Source organism: Paenibacillus sp. ALE2 (assembly GCF_054113385.1).
Genome location: NZ_CM134213.1, coordinates 2,549,830 through 2,571,015, shown reverse-complemented (window position 1 = coordinate 2,571,015; position 21,186 = coordinate 2,549,830). Strand labels below are relative to the sequence as shown.

Sequence of the window (21,186 nt, the reverse complement as noted above, 5' to 3'; positions counted from 1 at the left end):
GAGAATTTTATCACAGCAATCTAGTACTCCTCATGATATGGTACTGGCATCGGAAGTAAATGATATTGATTCTCATTCTAGATAAGAAAGGCTGAGCACCATGCCAGAATGTATTTCACTCCTTCGTACGCCACTAGGTCAGACTGTGCGATTGCAATCTCTTGCCCCTCTTCATCCCTCATTGCGCCGTCGCTTAACAGACATGGGCATCAACGAAGGCTCCATCATACGCTTAAAAAAGATCAGTCTATTGGGCGGTCCTATTGTTATTGAATGCAACGGACAGCTGGTCGGTCTCCGTCAAAATCAAGTGAAACAACTGGAGGTTGTTCCGACATGGACATGATCGCTCTTTTTGGCAATCCCAATACAGGTAAAACCTCATTATTCAACAAGCTGACTCGTACGTATGCAGAAGTAGGCAACTGGTCCGGCGTCACTGTGGAAAAGAAAACAGGAATTCTGCGTGATAAGTCTGCCGTATTGGTGGATTTGCCAGGTGCCTACTCTTTACTCCCTCTGTCGCTGGATGAAGGCGTCGCTACTCGTTATTTGCTGGAGGAGCCGCCTGCGGCGCTGATTAACATCGTGGATGCCTCCCAGCTCCAGCGCAATCTTTATCTGACTGTACAGCTATTGGAATACGGTCGTCCGCTTGTACTCGGCTTAAACATGACTGATGTAGCCGATGCCACCGGTCTTCGGGTAAACAAGGAACTGTTGGCTGATCAATTGAACGTTCCCATTATTCCTATGGTGGCACGTACAGGTAGCGGAAGTAAGCAAATGCTTGCTTCCCTTCGAGAGGTCAGACATACATCCAATGCTTTTCAACTAGATTACGGCCCTACCGTCGAAGCTGCTATTAAGGATATTTGCAACTTGCTGCCGAATACATCTGTGCCTCAGCTCCGGTGGGCCGCATTACAATGCCTGGAAAACAATCCGGTCGTCATGCAATGGATGACGAATGAGACACAGCGTGAACAAGTAATGGCACGCATCCAGCGTTGCGAACAAGAGCTTCTCAGGGAAGGGTATGCCATCCCCCCTGCTCAGCATATTCGTTCTGTACGAACAGCATGGATTGCTGATCTGTGCAGCAAGGCAATTGATACATCCAAACTCAGACCTCACAGTCTGACTGATAAGCTGGATGCACTGCTAACTCATCGGTACTTGGGGATACCGATCTTTTTACTGCTGATGTACGCTACTTTCAAGTTTACCTTCGATTGGGCGGGTACAATTCTTTCAGATATGCTAGATGAATTTTTTTCAGGGACACTCAGCAGCTGGATTTCTGAATTACTCGTTCACCTGAACGCGTCCGCTTTTACGCAAAGTCTAGTCGTGGACGGCATCGTGGCTGGAGTCGGGGGTGTGCTAGTTTTTCTGCCTCAAATTGCTATTTTATTTCTGATTATCTCGGTGATTGAAGACTCTGGGTATATGGCACGGGTCACGATACTCATGGATCGCTTGATGCAGGCTGTTGGCTTGAACGGGAAAAGCTTCATTCCCTTCATTATTGGATTTGGTTGTAATGTTCCGGCCATTATGGCGGCACGCACCATCGAACAACCAAGAGAACGCCTCATTACAACGTTGCTGGTACCCTTTATGTCATGCTCGGCCCGCTTGCCAGTCTATGCGTTGTTTGCAGGTGTGTTTTTCCCGTCACATGCGGCAAGCATTATCATGCTGATGTATGTGTTAGGGATCACCGTATCGCTTGTACTTGCCAAAATTTTTTCCAAAGTATCTATTTTATCAGGTGAGCCTTCCCTCTTCATCGTGGAGCTCCCTCCCTATCGGGTACCGCAGGCTCTTACCTTATTTCGCAGCACATGGGAAAAGGTCAAAGGCTTCGTCCGTAAAGCCGGAACGATTATTCTTGCAGGCTCCGTTGGCATCTGGCTCTTGTCCAATTTCGGTCCGCAGGGCTTCGGGGTAGAAATGGATGACAGCCTGCTCGCTACAATTGGAGGATGGTTTGCACCTCTATTGGCCCCTCTTGGTTTTGGTACCTGGCAAGCAGGCGCGTCCCTGCTCACAGGTTTTATGGCCAAGGAGGTAGTCGTATCGACTATGAATATCATTTACCACGTTCCCGATATGCAGGGATTGGAACTGCAAGTCAGTCATGCTTTTACACCGCTTGCCTCATTTAGCTTTATGGTGTTCATTCTGTTGTATGTGCCGTGTCTGGCCACGGTAGCGGTTATTCGCAAAGAGACACTCTCTTGGCGATGGACTGCATTTTCTGTGATCTATCCTTTGGCCGTTGCATATATCATCGCCGTCTTGATCTATCAGTGTGGCAGATTATTAGGTTGGGGTTAATTCAGGCCCTACAGTATATAGAAGGAAGTGGATTCCATGATCAATGTAATTATTTTATTGGCGATCCTCGGTTATAGTGCGTGGGTGTTGGTACGATTTTTGCGAAAAAGCCGCCAAGGCGCCTGTGCCGGCTGTTCATCAAGCAAGTCATGTCCGGGCTGTGCCGTGAGCTCAGTGAATGAAGATCATGCGAAAATGAAGAAAAGTATTTAATTCATAACATCATTACATGTAAAAAGCGGCTTCGGGGATTTCTACACCCGAAGCCGCTTCTCATTTACGCACAATATCTCATCGTATTACCGGTAAACCGCCAAATGCTCACTTAGCTCCCGTGTGTGTAGATACACTTCACGGTATAGCTCGTATAAGCCTTCATATTGTGCCACACGTTCTGGGTTCGGCGAATATCTTGCTGCTTCACGCAGAAAAGCTTCAGCGCACGCTTGCAGCGATTCAAACCACCCGCTACCATAGGCAGCCAGCATAGCTGCTCCCAAGGCAGGTCCCTGCTCACTTTCCAGCTTGACGATATCCGCGTTAAAAATATCGGCCTGCATTTGCAGCCATGCCTCATTACGCGCTCCGCCGCCGATGGAAATCACTTCATTCACCGTTTTTCCCGTGCCTCTAAGAATATCAATGGATTCCTTGAGCGAAAACGTAATTCCCTCCAGTACCGCTCGTGTAAAATGCGCAAGCTTATGCCCTGTATCCATCCCGATAAAGCTGCCTCGAATAGTTGCATCCGGATGAGGCGTACGTTCGCCTACGATATAAGGCGTGAACAGCAGCCCTCGGCTGCCCGGCTCGACCGAGTTCACATCTTCCAACAATGCGTCAAAGGAATGTTCTGGCGCAAAGGTATCCTTAAACCAGGACAAGCTGTATCCAGCCGCGAGTGTAACTCCCATGATATAATAAGCATCCTGCTCACTATGATTAAAAAAATGGGCTCGCCCCTGAACGTCGATATCCTTGCGTTCCTCATAGGAAAGCACAACTCCTGAGGTGCCGATGCTGCACAAGGTGCGGCCTTCGCTCAAAATGCCAGCGCCAATCGCGCCACATGCGTTGTCTGCTCCACCTGCATAGACCTTGGTCTCAGGCGAAAGCCCGCTCTGCTCCGCAATCTCCGGCAATAGTGTACCCGTCTGGTCAAAGGATTCCACCAGTGGCGGGAACAGCGACAACGGCAGATCAAACGCAGCAGCGATCTCTTCGCTCCATTGCTTGTTCGCGATATCCAGCAGTAATGTGCCCGCCGCATCCGAATACTCCATCGCCAGTTCTCCTGTGAGACAGTAGCGCACATAATCTTTAGGCAGCATAAAATGGGCCGCACGAGCCAGCACGTCTGGCTCATGCTCCTGCACCCACAGCAGCTTGGGCAGCGTGAAGCCTTCCAGCGCGCGGTTGCGCGCGATACTTAGCAGCGCTGGCCCGAGCTGTTCTTCAATACGGCGGCATTGTGCCGTTGTGCGCGTGTCATTCCAAAGAATAGCCGGACGAAGCACTTGGCCTTCCTTGTCAGTCAGCACAAGCCCGTGCATCTGCCCCGAAAAGCTAATGCCGTCCACAGCATCTGTTCCGGCGATTCCGGCCTTCTCCACAAGCTGTTTCAGTGATGCTAACGTGCCACTGACCCAGTCCTCAGGATGCTGTTCGCTATACCCTGCTTTCGGCTGATGGAGAGGATAGGACTGTGAGGTTTCATAAGCCACTTGCCCCTTGCGGTTAACCAGCACCGTTTTAACTGCGCTGGTACCCAAATCCACGCCGATGACATAACGCTCCTGCTCCTGATTTAGCTTCTCCTGCATTGGAGTTCCTCCTTCCCTTTATCGTGAAATCCTTATTTCATATATAAGCTCTGGCATTAATCAGCCAAAATGTATTGATTTAATGTTGCTTTCAGATATTCCTGACGACCGGACACGTTTTTGCGTGGTGCTTCGTTCGCCAGAGCATACTCAGCCAGGGAAGCAAGCGTTGCTTTTCCAGATACGATATCTGCTCCAATGCCTTCCTTAAAGCTGCTGTACCGCTTCTCAATAAAGTCCTCAAACACACGATCCTCGATCAGTTTGGCGGCTACCTTTAGCCCTTTCGCATACGTATCCATACCTGCGATGTGAGCGAGGAACAAGTCTTCTGGCTCAAACGATGCTCTGCGCACCTTGGCATCAAAGTTGATACCGCCACGGCCCAGACCTTCATTTTGCAACACTTCATACATGGTTAGTGTGGCATCATACAGATCAACCGGGAATTCATCCGTATCCCAGCCCAGCAGTAAATCGCCTTGGTTGGCATCTAGGGAACCCAACATGCCGTTAACCCGTGCTACACGTACTTCATGATCAAAAGTATGACCCGCCAAGGTTGCGTGGTTAGCTTCCAGATTCAGCTTGAAATGCTGATCCAGATCATATTTTTGCAGGAAGGCAATCGTCGTCGCCGCATCAAAATCATACTGATGCTTGGTTGGCTCCTTCGGTTTTGGCTCAATCAGGAATTGAGCGTCAAAGCCGATTTCACGCGCGTAGTCCACGGCCATATGGAACATCCGTCCCAGATTGTCCTGTTCCAACTTCAAATCTGTATTCAGCAGTGTTTCATAGCCTTCACGGCCTCCCCAGAATACGTAGTTATCTGCGCCCAGACGTTTGCCCACTTCCAGTCCTTTTTTAATTTGAGCAGCTGCGTGTGCGTATACATCTGCATTGCAAGTCGTCGCAGCTCCATGCAAATAACGTGGATGGCTAAACATGTTCGCCGTGTTCCACAGCAGCTTTTTCCCCGTAGCCTTCATGTGCTCCTCAATCAGATCCACGATGGTATCCAGATTGCTGTAAAATTCCTTCAGTGACGCGCCTTCAGGAGCAATATCCACATCGTGGAAGGCGAAATAAGGTAAATTCAGTTTATCCAGCAGCTCAAAGGCAGCTTCCACACGTGCCTTCGCCAAATCAAGTCCGGTAAACTTGGACCATGGGCGTTCCGCAGTCTCTACTCCAAAAGGATCAGAGCCGCCTGCAACCAGCGTATGCCAATAGGCCATACTAAAACGCAAATGCTCCTCCATCGTTTTTCCCGCTACTATTTCCTGAGGATTATAAAATTTGAACGCAAAAGGATTATCGGATTGCTTGCCCTCAAAGTTAATTTTGGATACTTGTTCGAAATAAGCCATTATAAGTTCCTCCTTTGTAGTAAACGTTTACAAAAACGATTCTAGCACAGCCAAGAAACTTTGTCTATTGCTTAAACTAAGTTTATTTTTATGATATAATAACGGGAATTACATCAACAGGAAGTGAAATAACCATGAATGTTACTGGCGATCAGGCGCTTGTCAAAAAGCTGAATAAATCCATTGTATTGGAGCGCATCCGCTTTCATGCCCCTCTATCCCGGGCACAGTTATCCAGTCAAACCGGATTAAACAAGGCCACCGTGTCCAACCTGGTTGCAGAGCTTATCACCGATGGACTGGTGTATGAGACAGGATTAGGAGAATCCAGCGGTGGGCGCAAACCTTTAATGCTGCTGTTCAACAGCCGTGCAGGCTTTATACTTGGTATTGAGGTTAGTGTACAGTACATCAAGGGCGCTCTGACCGATCTGGCAGGTACCATTGAAACAGAGCTTACCCTTTCTCTAACCCAGCATGATCCTGACTTTGTCATCGAACAAATCCGTAAGCTCGTTCAGAAGCTCATGCAGGTCACCCCTCCCTCCCCTCACGGTATTGTCGGCATTGGGTTGGGGGTGCCAGGGATGGTGGATGAAAACGGAAGCGTTTTATTCGCACCCAATCTGGGCTGGGAAGAGGTTCCGCTGCGGCAGCAGCTGGAGACAGAGCTGGGTCTTCCCATAGTGGTGGATAATGAGGCCAACGTCGGTGCACAAGGCGAATTGTACTTTGGTATGGACGCCGATCATCGGCAACTGGTGCGGGATCTGGTCTACATCAGTGCAGGCTCCGGGATCGGGGCCGGAATTATCATTGATGGCAAGCCGTATCAAGGGGCTTGGGGATACGCGGGCGAGAGCGGACATATGTCCATTGACTGGAATGGGCGCCTCTGCTCCTGCGGCAGCCGAGGCTGCTGGGAGCTGTATGCTTCGGAGAAGGCGTATGTAGCATCCACATTGAAGCTGCCCGCACATAATACAGCGGGATTATTACCGTTTGCCCAGCAAGGTGATGTGAGTACATTAAGCGTCCTTGGTGAAATCGGGCGATATTTGGGTGTGGGTATTACCAACATTGTGAACAGCCTCAACCCTGGCATGCTTATCATTGGCGGTCCACTCGCGGAAGCCAGACCTTGGTTGGAGCAAAGTATGCGTGAAGTGATTGACGAACGTGCCCTGCCCTATCACCGTCGGCAATTACAGATTCGTTTCTCCACGCTTGGCAGCCGTTCGACGATGCTAGGTGCTGCCTATGCGGCAACGGCTCCTTTTCTCGGGCGTGTACGTGTATCTTTGTAAAAGACCAAAAAACAGGCCCCCGTCGCAGTATGCAACTGCGGCGAGGGCCTTGTTTAAACCATATGAAAATCACATGCTGTTAGGCTGGATTAAGCGTTCAACACTTTTTCAAACTTGGTTTTGTTCATACCGGAAATACGTTCTTCCCCAATCAGAGTCAATGGAACGGCACGAATGCCCATATCCCAAACCTCTTGCGCAAAAGCTTCATTGGTTTCAATGTTGCGTTCTTCGTATTCGACGCCTTTTTCAGCCAGGTAGCTTTTTACTTGACGACAATGCGGGCAGTTTGTAGATGTGTAAACTATTGCTTTTTCCATGAATATCACCTCATCATTTATTTTGTTACATCATATTTATACACACTTGCAAGTATTACAGGGCCAGTGCACTGTGCTCCAGACTTTCAATGTATTTCTCGCTGTCCATAGCAGCCATACAACCACTACCTGCTGCGGTAATCGCTTGTCTGTAGCGTGTATCCTGTACGTCGCCACAAGCGAATACGCCAGGCACGTTTGTTTCGGAAGTACCCGGATTAACGACGATATAACCGTTCGCATCCGTTGTAATTTGTCCCGCAAGGAAGCCTGTATTCGGATGATGTCCAATCGCCACGAATACGCCGCTCACTGTAATGATTTCCTCTTCACCTGTTGCATTGTTCAGCACTTTCAAGCCAGTTACTCCGTTTTCGTCTGCAACTACTTCTACAGGAGTACGATTGAGCGCCCATTCAATTTTGCTGTTCGCACGAGCACGATCCTGCATAATTTTAGAAGCTCTCAATTCTTCACGACGATGTACCAACGTTACTTTGGAGGCAAAACGAGTCAGGAAATTAGCTTCTTCCAGTGCAGAGTCCCCACCACCGATAACAACGATTTCTTTGCCACGGAAGAAGAACCCGTCACAGGTAGCGCAAGTGCTCACGCCGCGTCCGATGTTATCCTGTTCACCGGGAATCCCCAGGTATTTGGCAGTCGCCCCTGTGGAAATAATCAGCGTATCGGTAACCAGTTCACCCAAACCTTCTACATCCAGTGTAAATGGACGAGCAGCTGTGTCTACCTTGTTCACCCAGCCTGTGCGGAATTCAGCGCCAAAACGCTCCGCTTGCTTACGCATATTATCCATCAAATCGGGTCCCATGATTCCTTCAGGAAAGCCTGGAAAATTCTCAACTTCTGTAGTCGTGGTTAATTGTCCGCCTGGCTGCCGTCCTTCGATCACCAGCGGGTTCATATTAGCACGTGCCAGGTAAATAGCGGCGGTCAAACCGGCAGGGCCGGTACCTATAATAATGGACTTGTACATATCTTGGTTCCTCCTAAAATATCATAAGTATTATATAGCGAGTTTTCGGTACCGGGCGCTGGGCTGCTGCATATACTCTAAAAGTACTGCTGGCAGAAGCTCATCCCAAAAAGTGGACACCCGGATGTTGTAAAAACGAATCACTTGTTTTATAGCCTTTTATGACTTAGACTGATTCTAAATCCTAATTTCATTATGCGGAAAGAGCTGTAAACAGTCAAATGAAGTTTTCATGAAGCGAAGCTTAAAGATAAATGAGGTATGGAGGGATTATCCCGATTATGAATGACGTTTTCGTAGGTAGCTTAATTTCTGCCTTGTCCACTGGACTTGGCGCCGTGCCTATTCTGTTTATGCGTAATATCACGCACCGGCTTCGTGATGTTCTGCTGGCTTATGCCGCAGGAATTATGACCTCTGCATCGGTGTATAACCTGATTCCAGAAGCGATACAGCATTCCAATTGGTTCGTGCTGACTGCGGGGATTTTGCTCGGTTGCCTCGTATTACTGGTGATGGAAATGTATATCCCCCATGCCGATTTGGAGGACCCGGATTCCAAAACTTTTCAATTGGAGTCCAAATCTTTTCTCATCATCGCAGCTATTACGTTGCACAACTTGCCGGAAGGGCTCTCTGTTGGGGTCAGCTACGCGAGTGAGACTCAGAATCTAGGCAATCTCATTGCCTTCTCTATCGGTCTGCAAAATGCCCCGGAAGGCTTTATTGTAGCGTTATTCCTGGTGAATCAAAACATTGGGCGTTTCAAGGCATTGGGCATTGCTACCCTAACCGGGGCTGTGGAAATCATCACTAGTCTGATCGGCTTTTACTTGAGCAGCTGGGTGAACGGACTGGTGCCGTACGGTCTTGCTTTTGCTGCCGGGGCTATGATGTTTATCGTCTACAAGGAACTGATTCCCGAAAGTCACGGGGATGGTAACCAGCGAATCGCCACATTCTCCTTTATTCTCGGCTTGATTACGATGATCGGGCTAACCGAATGGCTATAGCCGTGCAACACAAAAAGGCTGTCTTCTGCCTGTATTCCAGACAGTAAAGCAGCCTTTTTGTCATGTTCAAATGAAGGGATCTCATTTTTTACGGTTCATGGAACGCAGTGCTTCACGATACTGCTCGTCCTCACTTTTGGAATTCTCCTTCTCTCCATTAGAGAGTCGGGAATGTCCATCCTTTTCTTCGTTCTTTCCAGCAAAACCACGCAAAGCCGCACGATAATCCTGGTCCCCGTAGGCACCTTCTGTATTCTCGCGATCTTTCTCCACCTTTATATCCGTTTGGATATCAGGCAATTTGTGCTGCTCCTCTGCACGATGTTCTTCAACGCCGGAATCCTTAGTCTGGATCTCTCCCGTATGCTCCGTCAATTCATTCGCCTTGGGTTCCACCTGCACAGGATAAGGACGTTTGCTTCTTTGCCGGGATTCCTCTTGGTTGGGGCGATTCTTGGCCGAGGACTTGCGCGTCATCTTCGTATTAAATACCAGCAAAAAGATAAAGGCAACCACAGCTACTACAATAAAAGCAATGGTCATCGGCGGCCTCCTATTCTCTTTCGGCGTTACGGTACCGTCCCGCCATCTCAGCGACCCGTTTGCCCAAAGAGCGACCTAACGCAAGATCATCCCCCGTTGGAAGGTTGGGCGGCCCATCGGGGTCTGTCTCCACCGGACATGTTACCCCTACGCCGTAATAGGAGCCGTAGAGCGCATTCTCTGTGATGCTAGCGGGCAGGCCTACAATAATCATACCTTGATGAAGCATAGGAGTAATCAAATTCAACAGCGTTGATTCTAATCCACCATGAACGGTAGCGGTTGTGCAAAACACAGCCCCGATTTTGTCCACTAGCTTGCCCTGCGCCCACAGATACCCCAGCCTATCAATCCAACTCTTCAGACCGCTACTGATGGTACCAAAATGACCCGGGCACCCCCATATGATCGCATCTACGCTTACAAGCTCATTCACATCGGCCTCATTTACATGTTTCAACAGTACTTCTGTTTGATCCAGGCGTGCCCCTTCTGCGATCGAGCGAGCGAGACGTTCCGTATGTCCATTTTCACTGTCATATACAATCATGATTCTGGTCGTCATTATGCGCATCATCCTTTGTCAGCAAGATCTTCCTTTTGGCATACGCTCTTAACCTTTCCCAAAACCCATCTGAATATTATGAATCTTTTGACGCATACTTTGAACATCCAAAAATACTAGGGAGGCATGCACAATATGAATTCGCGCGCCATATTAGTTAACCTGCTGGTAATCATCATTATTCTGGCAGGAGGTGGAGCCGCCGCCTATTACTACAATCAGTCCGCCAACTACATAAAAACCGATAATGCCCAAGTGAGCGGACAAGCGGTTACCGTTGCCTCTCCAAGCGCGGGCAAGCTCACAGGTTGGAATGCTGAAGTTGGTAAGACGTACACCGCTGGCAGCACGCTGGGCAGTGTTGAAGGAGGCGGAAGCCGAATTAGCGTTACGATTCCAACTGATGGTACCGTTGTGCAGCAAACGGCTGTCAACAACTCGATAGTCGGGGCGGGTACACCTTTAGCGAAAGCCTTTGATCTGAACAATCTTTGGATTACTGCCAATATAGACGAAACGGCCGTGCAGGATCTCCAGGTAGGTCAGACCGTAGACGTGTATATTGATGCTTACCCAGATACGTCCCTGAGCGGTAAGCTCGAAAAGATCGGTTTGGCGACCGCCTCCACCTTTTCACTGCTGCCTACTTCCAATACCACTGCCAACTATACCAAGGTGACGCAGGTCGTGCCTGTTACCATTTCCATTCAAGGTTACAAGGGGCTGGGAATTATCCCGGGAATGAGTGCGACGATCAGAGTTCACAAGTAGGAGGCTGTCATGGATCAAAAAATGTCCGTCGGACGTATTCTGTCCGTGCTGCTGCTAGGCGCCTTCATTTCGATTTTGAATCAAACGTTGCTGAACGTGGCGATTCCGCACTTGATGAATGACTTCAATGTGTCTGCCACAACCGTTCAATGGCTATCCACCGGATATATGCTGACCAACGGGATTTTGATTCCAATCACCGCTTTTCTCATTGAGTCATTCGGGACACGTGCCCTGTTCATATCCGCGATGGGGTTATTTACTGCCGGGTCTGTCGTCTGCGCTGCCAGCACCGGCTTCGCGCCTATGCTGGTTGGACGCGTGATTCAAGCCAGCGGTGCGGGCATCATCATGCCTGTGGTGATGAACGTGTTCCTGACTGTATTTCCTCCCGAAAAACGGGGGGCTGCTATGGGAACCATGGGGATCGCCATGATGTTTGCTCCGGCGGTAGGACCCACTTTATCTGGCTGGATTGTGGAGCACTACAGTTGGCGGCTGCTATTTTTGTTAGTAATTCCGCTGGCGATCATTGATATTCTGTTTGCTGTGCGCTGGCTCAAAAATGTGTCCAAGCTGACAAAACCGCATTTTGACCTGCTGGGAACCATTTTTTCCACCCTTGGTTTTGGCCTTCTGTTGTATGGCTTTAGTTCAGCTGGAGACAAGGGCTGGAGCAGCAATACAGTTATACTCTCGCTCGCTTTCGGGATCGTGTTTATTGTGTTTTTTGTCGTGCGTGAGCTGAACATGTTGGAGCCTATGCTGGAATTCCGTGTATTTAAATATGATATTTTTACGGTATCTACGCTGGTTGGGGCTACGGTCAATATGACCATGTTCGGCGGGATGCTGCTACTGCCGATCTATTTGCAAAATATACGCGCCTTTACACCGCTGCAATCCGGTCTGCTGCTGTTGCCGGGTGCACTGCTGATGGGTGTGATGTCACCGATATCAGGGGCAGTATTCGATCGTATTGGCGCGAGACCGTTGGCGATCATCGGGCTAATCATTACGGCAGTCACGACATGGGAATTCAGTCTGCTGACCGATGCCACCACCTATGGACATATTATGATCATCTATACGATTCGCAGCTTCGGGATGTCACTGCTGATGATGTCCGTCCAGACGGAAGGGCTCAACCAGTTGCCTCCACATCTCGGCAGCCATGGTACTGCCATGTCCAATACAGTACGGCAAATCGCCGGATCTATCGGTACCGCTTGGCTCATTACTGTAATGAGCAGCCGGACTACGGTTCATATGGCAGATTATGCGAATGTAGCTACCACAGCCAATGTCTCTGTAACGGAAGGCGTATCACAACTGGGACAAACTCTCGCACAAACAGCGGGTATTTCTGCGGAAAGCGGCTCTGCACTCGCGATACAACAGGTATACGGAAGGGCTGTTACAGAATCGACGATCCATGGTATTAATGATGCCTTCATCATTGCAACCGGAATTGCACTGGCGGGATTACTGTTTTCCCTGTTCTTGCGGCGGTCTACACCGCGTCGTAGATAGGCGTACAGCAGTCGCGATTAGAAGTATGAGATAAACTTTGCCTTGCATACAAAATAGACTAACACTACCAAAGAAAGAAGGAGCATTCATCCCCCTTGGATGTAAGAGGGTTGAATGCTCCTGACTGTTTGTAATCTTGTGATTTGTGAATTGGTTTATAGTCTTATGACCGCAATAAGCGCAGGCCGTTCAAAATGACAAGCAGTGTACTACCTTCATGCCCAATGACCCCAAATGGCAGGGCTATATTTTGCACAAAATTACTGATCACCAGCAACACAATGACACTTACCGCGAAGATCATATTTTGTTTGACCACTCGCTGCGCCTTACGCGCCAGTGATATCGTCGGAGCAATCTCCTCAATTCCGTCGTTCATTAGCACCACGTCTGCAACCTCTAGCGCTGCTCCACTGCCATGCATCCCCATGCCCAGCCCTACGGTTGCTGCAGTCAAAGCCGGAGCGTCGTTCACACCGTCGCCGACCATAACGACATGCCCATATTGCTCTCGCAGCATGCGAATATGACTCACTTTGTCCTCCGGCATTAAGCCGGCATATACTTCGTCTACTCCAGACTCTGCCGCGATCGCGGCAGCCGTTTCCGGGCGGTCTCCAGTCAGCATGACGACCCGAATCCCCTGCGCTTGCAGGCGTTTCACAGATTCTCGTGCCTGTGGACGCAGCTCGTCACGTAGCGCCAGCATCCCGGCAATCCGATCATTCGCGAGAATGATGGATACGGTTTTGCCCTCGGCTTCCAGTCGTGCTCGACTTTCTACCCACTCTGGCTCTACTAGAAGACCAGGTTCATCCAGCACGTTCGTGCGACCGATTTTCCATTTTACCCCGCCTATGATGCCTTCCATTCCCCATCCGGTAAGGGCCTGCACTTGCTCGGCTGTGAGCAGCTCTCTCTGTCCCAATTCAGCTTCGGCTTTGGCTACAATCGCTCGCGCCAGCGGATGTAAGGAATAGCTCTCGATTGTTGCGACAATGTGCAATAGCTCATCAGCATCGTAATCTGGGGCGATAATCCAATCCGTGACCACAGGTGAGCCCTTCGTTAACGTGCCCGTTTTGTCAAAAGCAACAACCGAAGTTAATGCCATATTTTCCACATGCGCGCCACCTTTGAACAGGATGCCCCGCCGGGCACGATTGGAAATGGCCGATAACATCACCGGCATAATGGATGACACGAGCGCACAAGGTGAGGCCACGACAAGGAACACCATCGCCTTGTAAAAAGCCGCTGCCCACGTCCAGCCTAATGCTAGGGGTGCACCCACAATGACGATCAGCGTGACGGCAACAACAATTCGGGCGTATACCGATTCGAATGTTTTAATAAACCGCTGGGAATCGGGAACCTCGGTCCGTGCCTCTTCTACCATACGAATGATTTTTGAAAATAAAGTATCTTCCGAGGACTGGCTGACCTCTACATATAGCACGCCTTCTCCATTAATGGTGCCTGCATATACTTCGTCACCTGCCTCTTTGTTTACCGGAACAGATTCCCCGGTAATGGATGCCTGATTCACCGCCGACACCCCCTTGGAGATTCGGCCGTCCGCCGGAATTAGTTCGCCGGGCTTAACCAGCAGCAGGTCGCCTGGTAACAGCTGCTCAATGTCAACCGTTTCTGTTCCGTCGTGAGACAAGCGCAAAGCCGTTTCCGGTTTCAACGCCATGAGCTCGGAAATATCCTTACTGCTGCGCTCGGTGGTATAGCTCTCCAGCGCACCGCTGAGTGCAAAAATAAAGATCAGCATGGCTCCTTCATTCCAGTAGCCAATGGCCGCAGCTCCTAAAGACGCAGCGATCATAAGTAAATTAACATCCAGATCATGTTCTCGGATCAGGGTTTCAATCCCTTCTCTGGCTTTGGACCAGCCTCCAAGGGCATAAGACACTACATAGAGAATGATGGATAGCCATTGCCACCAATGTGAGACTCCCCATGCCATCAGCATTAGCATTCCACTGCCTAGAGCAGCCTGCATCTCCTTATTTTTCAGCATGCTTTTGAGCTGAAATTGCGGTTTGCGATTGGGACCGGGTCGTCCGCTGCCACTGTTTTTTGAAAGTGCTCGGTTAGAGGGAGACAATGTATCTTGTAATCGTTGAACTGCTTGCATCTTGTCACGTTCCTTTCCATTTTTTGTTCCTTGTACTTGCATCTCATTGAGAATGATATCCATTGTTAAGTGCCCTAAAATAGCACATGCTGCTTCGGGAAGCCCGAAGCAGCATGTTTGGCAATGAGAATGATAATCATTTTTGCATCTATACAATTATTTTGCTTTAGAGAAACTTTTGTTTTATTATATACCCTTTCTTTTCCGCTTGTAAACTGCTAATAGCCTAAATAAAAAAAGATACCCGCGCAAACAACGCAGGTATCCTCTATATTTCAAAGCGTTCTATTCAGGATTTGCAAAATTCGATTCCAGTCGCTCCAAAGTGCAATATATAGACGAACTAGACCATTTCGATCTATATATTGTTCATTGAAAGTCGCTTACTGAATCTTTGCAAAATCCTCTATCACATGAATTCAGGTTATCTTCAGGCTATAGTGGAAACTTCCACGCATGAGGGTGTGCAGTTTCTGAAGTGTGTTGACGATTGGCTTGCTGTTGCAGTCTCCAACGCGCAGCCGCAAGACGTACAGCAGGAACTGTTGAATCCGAGCAAATGACCCCCGTCAGTTCGTTCTCCCAGATCCAATTCCCATCCAGGGACTGGTGAATTTCATCTATCGCCACCCATATAGGAAGCTCGGGCTTTACACGCCGAACAGCTTCCATTATGCGTTTTATCGTATCATTAGCATTCTCATGACCGTCAACAACGGATGGAATCAGCGAACCCCCAGCTCTGTTGTCATCAGATGGAACTGGTATGACTTCTAAAATGACCGTATCGGCAAAGCGTGCCAAATCTGCGGCTTGAGCCGCCTGCTTGGTCTGTCGTGCGCTCACTTCGAACATGCTATCAGCATTGGCCGACTTTTCCGACTGTACGGATTGCTCACTCCATGTATGGCCTGCATTAGGCACCAAACTTGCATCAACCGTCAAAAGTACACCTACCCGATATGGAACGCATCGCAGACGCCCACACAACGTTTGCTCGGCAACGCCGTCGATCCAGTCCCGGATGGTCTGGAACTGGTTGAGGTCAGTCGGATTGCGCACCATAATCTCCAGCCGTGGTTCTCCCCCCTGGCGCATGCTCCGCAACGCTGCACGCAGTAATGCCTCCAGCTGCATATCCTGCAGACTTCCGATGCCCACTGCATTGTTTTGCTCAGTCAAAGCTATAGTCAGCGGCAATCCGTCCAGCAACTCAAACAAGCCCTCGTACTCTGTTTCCAGCAGGCCAATGATTCGTCGGGACAGATGTTCACACAATCCAGGCAAACCAGATGCTTTATTAAATGATGTGTACGTATCGGATGCACGGGAACCAGGAACAAGGATGGGATCGGGCTCCCCGTCAGGGGCATGAATCTTTTGTCCAGACTCTGCCGCTTCCAAATAGGCATAGCATAATTCCCTCACGCGGCCGGATTCCAGTGACAATGGACCATGCAGCAGACTATAACCGTCAAGACTACCTATTCCTGATGCTTCCTCTGTACTTTTACGACTCATACTTGCAGGAGCATCCGCATAAAGCCGTATGGAGGTGTCGCTGTATTCATCGCTCCATTTTAGTAGTGTGTCCATGGCTTGCACTGTATCATTGCCGTTATTCAGCATCGGCTCTCCAAGTAATTCCGGGTTTGCAGCCAGCAATGCCTCCGCTCGACTGATTGCACCCTGCTCGGCTAAACTAACCAGCCAGCCCAATGGATCTTCCTCCTGTGCAGCAGATACTTGATGGCTTCCTGCTCTTAGCGTCTCCATAGCCAATCTCCGTGTAGTAGACTCCATACCTGACTCTGGAACGTTGCAATCCCGGCTGTTTATGCCACCCAACAGCTCTGCGAATACATGCATCAGTTTAGCCTCCATGCTAGTAATCCATCCTTTCTTTCGTCAGCAAGTTGGCACACACGAATTCGAGTACCCCTCCAAATAAAGAAAACGCTTACTTATTACTGACCAACCGAATGTTACATGGGTCTTACTTATAAAGTCCCTACCTTAAACGTATTAGACCCTCCCCACATTTATACATCTCTGTGCAACTACGATATATGAGAAAAATAGGGCCCTATACTGCTGAAAGCACATGTCTACACAAAAAAGGCTGCTATAAAAACACCCCCTGTTTTCATAGGATGTCTACATCCAATGTTAACGGGGGTGTTCCCTTTTTATTCGTCAGAACCAATCTTCAGCACACGCATCACATTTAATACGGCTAGCAGTGTTACACCTACGTCGGAGAATACAGCCTCCCACATAGTAGCAATACCAAATGCGCCCAATGTGAGAAATACTGCTTTGACACCTAGCGCAAATATAATGTTTTGCCATACGATACGGCGTGTGCGTTGGGCAATATGAATCGCCGTCACCAGCCTTGAAGGCTCGTCGTTCATGATTACGATATCTGCTGCTTCAATCGCAGCGTCCGAACCCAAACCGCCCATCGCTACACCAACATCTGCCAAAGCTAGTACAGGTGTATCATTAATTCCATCGCCTACAAACAAGATTTTATCGCTCGGTTTTTTACTTGCAGACAACTGCTCAATGGCTTCGGCTTTATGCTGAGGCAACAGTTCTGCCCGTACTTCATCCAGACCTAACTGACGTCCTACAGCCTCGGCAACTGTCCGATTGTCACCTGTTAGCATGATGGTTTTGACCACCCCCAGCTTTTTCAGCGAAGCAATCGTTTTGGCCGCATCCTCCCTAACCTCATCCGATATCAGAATGCAGCCAGCATACGTTCCGTCTACAGCCACATGTACGACCGTTCCTTCATCCATTGGCCCTGCTTGCTGCGCCACATTAAAAGCAATACGCTCCCGCTCCATCAGCTTAACGTTTCCGGCCAATACCTTGTGCCCATCGATCTGGGCCTGAATCCCTTGGCCGGATATTTCGCTATATTGCTGCACTCGCTCCGTTAGAAGTTCATTGCCATAAGCTTCACGCAAGGAAGCTGCGATAGGATGCGTGGAGTGCATCTCGGCCAATGCAGCAGTCTCCAGCAGACTTTCCTTCGTAAAAGCTTCGGCAGGATAAATCCCGGTCACGTGGAACACACCTTTGGTGAGCGTACCTGTTTTATCAAAAACAGCGTACTTTACATGATTCAGGGCTTCAAGATAATTACCGCCCTTGATCAGCACACCTGAACGGGAGGCTGCCCCGATTCCGCCAAAGAAGCCCAGTGGAATGGACACCACCAGCGCACACGGACAAGAAATAACGAGGAAGACAAGCGCACGATATAACCAATCTGCAAACTGTGCGCCCGGCACAACAAGCGGAGGAACAACTGCCAACAACAACGCTACAATAACCACTACAGGAGTATAATATCTGGAAAATTTCGTGATAAACTTTTCAGTCGGCGCTTTTTTGGCACTCGCATTTTGCACCAGTTCCAAAATTTTAGAGACAGCAGATTCACTAAATTCCTTGCTGACCTCTACCGTCAGAAGTCCATTCGTGTTCACAAATCCACTCATCACACTGCTTCCCGGCTCAACGGTACGAGGCACAGATTCACCGGTCAACGCCGAGGTATCGACATGCGATTTACCTTCTACAACCTTACCATCCAGCGGGATCTTCTCACCCGGCTTGATTACGATCAAATCTCCAACGCGAATCTCTTCTGGAGACACCCTCCGTACGGACTCAGCGGTCTTCAGGTTGGCATAGTCTGGCCTAATATCCATCAGATCACTGATGGACTTGCGTGAACGGTTAACTGCAATGCCTTGGAATAGCTCTCCGATTTGATAAAAGAACATGACAGCTACGCCTTCGGGGTATTCCCCAATAGCAAATGCACCCACCGTAGCCAGCGTCATCAGGAAATACTCGTCAAAGGCCATTCCACGCACCAAGCTACGTGCAGCCTGCAAGACAACATCACCGCCAACGATGATATATGCCACTAAAAATAGAGCCAGCTTGCCCACACCTTCAACAGGTAACCACCAGGCAACAGCTGCAATAACCGCTCCTATGGACAGACGCGCAATCATACGGCGCATACCGTCCGTACCATGATCATGCGTATGCCCGGCATGGCTATCATCATCATGCGAGTGCGAATGTGAGTGAGCATGGGTAGCTTCACCATGATCGTGCACTGCATGGTGATTGTGATGTACGTGTGTATGATTACCGTGGTCGTGCCCATCGTGCGCGCCATGCGCTTCATGGCTGTGGCCACCATGACTGTGAGCACCATGCTGTCCATCATTGTGATTATGTCCTTCACCATCATGCTCATGACCACATGCGCAATCCTCTGTGCAGCTTGCCTGTGCGGCACCAACGCTGCTTCGGCTGTCTTCGCGCAGGCGTCCACCGGCACTTTTGGCAACCATCCGAACATGAGGCTCAAGTCTATGAACCTTCCGTTCCGTTTGGCGAAAAACCTCTTCTTTTTGATCCGAAGTTGTGGTCATCGTCAACGTTTTTGTTACAAAATTGACCGAGCAATCCAAGACCCCTTCTATTTTACTGACTCCATTTTCAATTTTGAGAGCACAGTTGGCGCAATCCAAACCTTCCAAAATCCATTCATGCCGTTCATTTCTTTTTAGAGCATCCATAATAATTGGCCTCCAATTAGCTATATATGAGCAACTGTTCATATATTATTTGTTAAGGTCATTATATTCAGGTTTAGGGGTAAAAGTCAATGATCATAGCCCTTATTAACAAAAAAAATCAACTTCAATGGACAAGCACCAAAAGAGCGCCAATTGCTTGGCGCCCTGCTGTTGGTTTGTCAAAAATCATTGATGTGATATGTGCTGATGGGTTTGCAAAAAAATCTGCTCCACATGATTATCATCCAGTGAATAAAACACTGTCTTGCCTTCCTTGCGTCGTTTGACAATACGCAGGTTGCGCAAATAACGAAGCTGGTGGGATACCGCAGATTGGCCCATGTTCAACACCTGTGTTAAATCATGAACACACAGTTCCTTTTGGGCCAGGGCATAAATCAGCTTAATCCGTGTCGGGTCACCCAGCGCCTTAAACAGCTCCGACATTTTGTATGCGATGGAATCCTCAACAAGGGAAGATTTTATGCGCTCAATTTCCTGATCTGAACCGTGACAAGCCGGCTCGCAATCCAAAGCTTCCGTTTCAGAATTCATCCTTTTTCACCCCGTGTATTTCGACTTGATGCTCCTATTATAGCAAATTCGTAGAATTTACGAATAGCTTATATTACAGCTTGCCCTGTAACGGAAATTTTCTTATTTCAACGTTTTTAATACTTCATCACGGTAAGGAATTATTTCTTTTATCTGTTGATCACGCAATTTTACTGCAAATGCCGGATCAACCAGCAATGCACGTCCAACTGCAACCAAATCAAATTCCTCTCGTTCTAGTAACTCCACGAGCTGCTCTAGTCTGGCCTCTACATTACTGGATTGCTCAGTCTGACGATTATCATTTTTCTCCAAATCACTTAAAAAGGCCTTCTCCAAACCAACAGATCCCACTGTAATCACTGGCTTGCCTGTTATCTTTTTCGTCCAAGCTGCCAGATTTAGATCTGAGCCTTCAAATTCCGGTTCCCAGAAACGGCGACTTGAACAATGGAATACATCCACTCCGGCCTTCACTAATGGAGCAAGAAACTGTTCAAGTTCCTGTGGTGTCTGTGCCAGCTTTTCTCCATAATGGTACATCTTCCACTGGGAGAATCGCAGTACAATTGGAAAATCCGGACCCACTGCACGGCGACAAGCTTCAATAACCTCGACCGCAAACCGGGTCCGCTGAACCAAATCGCCTCCATATTGATCGGTACGCTTATTGGTTTTATCCCAAAAAAATTGATCTATTAAATAGCCATGCGCTCCATGAAGTTCAATGCCGTCAAACCCCACCTGCTTGGCATCGGTAGCGGCCTGAGCAAAGGCTGCGATGATATCCGCAATTTCCGCCTCCGTCAATGGCTCAACTACCTTTTCTCCGGCGGGAGAAATACCCGAAGGACCGACAGGCAATGCCTCGGGATTCGGTTGGTTATCCGCACCTATTTTCCGGGCCGTACCCACATGCCAAAGCTGCGGTATAATTTTGCCACCTGCCGCATGGACCTCCTCTACTACCTTGGCCCACCCCTTTAACCCTTCACCATAAAAGTTAGGGATGCCTGTGTGCTCCACAGCTGCGGGATGATTGATAGCCGTTCCCTCCGTAATAATCAATCCAACAGCATTTTCCGCACGACGACGATAATACGCAGCAACCTCAGGTCCTGGAACACCTTGGGGAGAAAAATTTCGTGTCATGGGAGCCATAACGATCCGATTGGGAAGCGATAAGTTACCTATCTTAAAAGGTTTAAACAATATTTCGGTGTTCATGACGTTTTCCTCACTCTCCATTAGTATTATCTTTTTCACTCTTCTGTT

The 21,186-nt window shown here is 48.8% G+C and carries 18 protein-coding genes; 7 read left to right on the top strand and 11 right to left on the bottom strand.

Translation table 11 applies throughout. The features are described from left to right. The first annotated feature begins 100 nt into the window (after positions 1-100). Genes ACXHJ1_RS11030 through ACXHJ1_RS11020 form a run of 3 tightly spaced genes read left to right on the top strand, consistent with a single transcriptional unit; the run spans position 101 to position 2,559 of the window. On the top strand, positions 101-346 hold the full coding sequence (locus tag ACXHJ1_RS11030; protein ID WP_016820309.1) for a FeoA family protein: 246 nt from the start codon (positions 101-103) through the stop codon (positions 344-346). Next, on the top strand, positions 337-2,346 hold the full coding sequence (gene feoB / locus ACXHJ1_RS11025) for a ferrous iron transport protein B (RefSeq protein WP_457906063.1): 2,010 nt from the start codon (positions 337-339) through the stop codon (positions 2,344-2,346). Before ACXHJ1_RS11030 ends, feoB begins: the two co-directional genes overlap by 10 nt. Before the next feature lie 36 nt (positions 2,347-2,382). Then, entirely contained in the window at positions 2,383-2,559 is a 177-nt protein-coding gene (locus tag ACXHJ1_RS11020) for a FeoB-associated Cys-rich membrane protein (RefSeq protein ID WP_016820311.1), read from the top strand. 86 nt (positions 2,560-2,645) lie between these two features. Here the strand turns inward: ACXHJ1_RS11020 and xylB are convergent, their stop codons facing one another. After that, a complete protein-coding gene (gene xylB / locus ACXHJ1_RS11015; protein ID WP_457906062.1) occupies positions 2,646-4,169 on the bottom strand; it encodes a xylulokinase in 1,524 nt (507 codons plus the stop codon). A gap of 56 nt (positions 4,170-4,225) precedes the next feature. After that, a complete protein-coding gene (xylA, locus tag ACXHJ1_RS11010; protein ID WP_013373089.1) occupies positions 4,226-5,542 on the bottom strand; it encodes a xylose isomerase in 1,317 nt (438 codons plus the stop codon). Between the two features lie 134 nt (positions 5,543-5,676). Here xylA and ACXHJ1_RS11005 point away from each other — a divergent pair, with 134 nt between their 5' ends. Beyond that, a complete protein-coding gene (locus ACXHJ1_RS11005; RefSeq protein WP_457906061.1) occupies positions 5,677-6,849 on the top strand; it encodes an ROK family protein in 1,173 nt (390 codons plus the stop codon). 89 nt (positions 6,850-6,938) lie between these two features. Here the strand turns inward: ACXHJ1_RS11005 and ACXHJ1_RS11000 are convergent, their stop codons facing one another. Together ACXHJ1_RS11000 and trxB are read right to left on the bottom strand one after the other, a co-directional pair. Next, on the bottom strand, positions 6,939-7,169 hold the full coding sequence (locus ACXHJ1_RS11000) for a glutaredoxin family protein (protein ID WP_013373091.1): 231 nt from the start codon (positions 7,167-7,169) through the stop codon (positions 6,939-6,941). 55 nt (positions 7,170-7,224) lie between these two features. Continuing rightward, entirely contained in the window at positions 7,225-8,166 is a 942-nt protein-coding gene (gene trxB, locus ACXHJ1_RS10995) for a thioredoxin-disulfide reductase (protein ID WP_457906060.1), read from the bottom strand. A gap of 281 nt (positions 8,167-8,447) precedes the next feature. On the opposite strand from trxB, the gene ACXHJ1_RS10990 reads away from it, so the two are divergent. Beyond that, a complete protein-coding gene (locus ACXHJ1_RS10990) occupies positions 8,448-9,179 on the top strand; it encodes a ZIP family metal transporter (protein WP_013373094.1) in 732 nt (243 codons plus the stop codon). 81 nt (positions 9,180-9,260) lie between these two features. Here the strand turns inward: ACXHJ1_RS10990 and ACXHJ1_RS10985 are convergent, their stop codons facing one another. Both ACXHJ1_RS10985 and ACXHJ1_RS10980 read right to left on the bottom strand, forming a co-directional pair. Then, positions 9,261-9,722, bottom strand: coding sequence for a hypothetical protein (locus tag ACXHJ1_RS10985; RefSeq protein ID WP_107734548.1), 462 nt, complete (start codon positions 9,720-9,722; stop codon positions 9,261-9,263). A gap of 10 nt (positions 9,723-9,732) precedes the next feature. Beyond that, positions 9,733-10,287: an NAD(P)H-dependent oxidoreductase gene (locus tag ACXHJ1_RS10980; RefSeq protein ID WP_107734547.1), complete on the bottom strand. Its 555-nt coding sequence runs from the start codon at positions 10,285-10,287 to the stop codon at positions 9,733-9,735. A 135-nt stretch (positions 10,288-10,422) separates the two neighbouring features. Here ACXHJ1_RS10980 and ACXHJ1_RS10975 point away from each other — a divergent pair, with 135 nt between their 5' ends. Next, complete coding sequence (locus tag ACXHJ1_RS10975; protein WP_016820318.1) at positions 10,423-11,058, top strand: HlyD family secretion protein; 636 nt, start codon at positions 10,423-10,425, stop codon at positions 11,056-11,058. Between the two features lie 9 nt (positions 11,059-11,067). Next, positions 11,068-12,591, top strand: coding sequence for a DHA2 family efflux MFS transporter permease subunit (locus tag ACXHJ1_RS10970; RefSeq protein WP_017425977.1), 1,524 nt, complete (start codon positions 11,068-11,070; stop codon positions 12,589-12,591). 163 nt (positions 12,592-12,754) lie between these two features. Here the strand turns inward: ACXHJ1_RS10970 and ACXHJ1_RS10965 are convergent, their stop codons facing one another. The 5 genes from ACXHJ1_RS10965 to ACXHJ1_RS10945 all read right to left on the bottom strand — a co-directional run bounded on the left by ACXHJ1_RS10965 (position 12,755) and on the right by ACXHJ1_RS10945 (position 21,138). Then, positions 12,755-14,737, bottom strand: a complete 1,983-nt coding sequence (locus ACXHJ1_RS10965; protein ID WP_308810694.1) for a heavy metal translocating P-type ATPase — start codon at positions 14,735-14,737, stop codon at positions 12,755-12,757. 435 nt (positions 14,738-15,172) lie between these two features. Next, positions 15,173-16,621: a PEP-utilizing protein gene (locus ACXHJ1_RS10960; protein WP_107734545.1), complete on the bottom strand. Its 1,449-nt coding sequence runs from the start codon at positions 16,619-16,621 to the stop codon at positions 15,173-15,175. A gap of 305 nt (positions 16,622-16,926) precedes the next feature. Continuing rightward, positions 16,927-19,356 (bottom strand): heavy metal translocating P-type ATPase, encoded by a 2,430-nt coding sequence (locus ACXHJ1_RS10955; protein ID WP_457906059.1) that lies wholly within the window; start codon positions 19,354-19,356, stop codon positions 16,927-16,929. A gap of 186 nt (positions 19,357-19,542) precedes the next feature. After that, positions 19,543-19,911 (bottom strand): ArsR/SmtB family transcription factor, encoded by a 369-nt coding sequence (locus ACXHJ1_RS10950; protein WP_007432172.1) that lies wholly within the window; start codon positions 19,909-19,911, stop codon positions 19,543-19,545. Between the two features lie 102 nt (positions 19,912-20,013). Then, complete coding sequence (locus ACXHJ1_RS10945; protein ID WP_174821108.1) at positions 20,014-21,138, bottom strand: NADH:flavin oxidoreductase; 1,125 nt, start codon at positions 21,136-21,138, stop codon at positions 20,014-20,016. Positions 21,139-21,186: the final 48 nt, after the last annotated feature.

Excerpts from the sequence above, each read along its gene's own strand:
- xylA (WP_013373089.1), bottom strand. The coding sequence starts at position 5,542 with ATGGCTTATTTCGAACAAGTATCCAAAATTAACTTTGAGGGCAAGCAA.
- ACXHJ1_RS10975 (WP_016820318.1), top strand. The coding sequence starts at position 10,423 with ATGAATTCGCGCGCCATATTAGTTAACCTGCTGGTAATCATCATTATT.
- ACXHJ1_RS11005 (WP_457906061.1), top strand. The coding sequence starts at position 5,677 with ATGAATGTTACTGGCGATCAGGCGCTTGTCAAAAAGCTGAATAAATCC.
- feoB (WP_457906063.1), top strand. The coding sequence starts at position 337 with ATGGACATGATCGCTCTTTTTGGCAATCCCAATACAGGTAAAACCTCA.
- ACXHJ1_RS10955 (WP_457906059.1), bottom strand. The coding sequence starts at position 19,356 with ATGGATGCTCTAAAAAGAAATGAACGGCATGAATGGATTTTGGAAGGT.
- ACXHJ1_RS10990 (WP_013373094.1), top strand. The coding sequence starts at position 8,448 with ATGAATGACGTTTTCGTAGGTAGCTTAATTTCTGCCTTGTCCACTGGA.
- ACXHJ1_RS11020 (WP_016820311.1), top strand. The coding sequence starts at position 2,383 with ATGATCAATGTAATTATTTTATTGGCGATCCTCGGTTATAGTGCGTGG.
- ACXHJ1_RS10985 (WP_107734548.1), bottom strand. The coding sequence starts at position 9,722 with ATGACCATTGCTTTTATTGTAGTAGCTGTGGTTGCCTTTATCTTTTTG.
- ACXHJ1_RS11030 (WP_016820309.1), top strand. The coding sequence starts at position 101 with ATGCCAGAATGTATTTCACTCCTTCGTACGCCACTAGGTCAGACTGTG.
- ACXHJ1_RS10945 (WP_174821108.1), bottom strand. The coding sequence starts at position 21,138 with ATGAACACCGAAATATTGTTTAAACCTTTTAAGATAGGTAACTTATCG.
- trxB (WP_457906060.1), bottom strand. The coding sequence starts at position 8,166 with ATGTACAAGTCCATTATTATAGGTACCGGCCCTGCCGGTTTGACCGCC.
- ACXHJ1_RS10970 (WP_017425977.1), top strand. The coding sequence starts at position 11,068 with ATGGATCAAAAAATGTCCGTCGGACGTATTCTGTCCGTGCTGCTGCTA.
- ACXHJ1_RS11000 (WP_013373091.1), bottom strand. The coding sequence starts at position 7,169 with ATGGAAAAAGCAATAGTTTACACATCTACAAACTGCCCGCATTGTCGT.
- ACXHJ1_RS10980 (WP_107734547.1), bottom strand. The coding sequence starts at position 10,287 with ATGACGACCAGAATCATGATTGTATATGACAGTGAAAATGGACATACG.
- xylB (WP_457906062.1), bottom strand. The coding sequence starts at position 4,169 with ATGCAGGAGAAGCTAAATCAGGAGCAGGAGCGTTATGTCATCGGCGTG.
- ACXHJ1_RS10950 (WP_007432172.1), bottom strand. The coding sequence starts at position 19,911 with ATGAATTCTGAAACGGAAGCTTTGGATTGCGAGCCGGCTTGTCACGGT.
- ACXHJ1_RS10965 (WP_308810694.1), bottom strand. The coding sequence starts at position 14,737 with ATGCAAGCAGTTCAACGATTACAAGATACATTGTCTCCCTCTAACCGA.
- ACXHJ1_RS10960 (WP_107734545.1), bottom strand. The coding sequence starts at position 16,621 with ATGGAGGCTAAACTGATGCATGTATTCGCAGAGCTGTTGGGTGGCATA.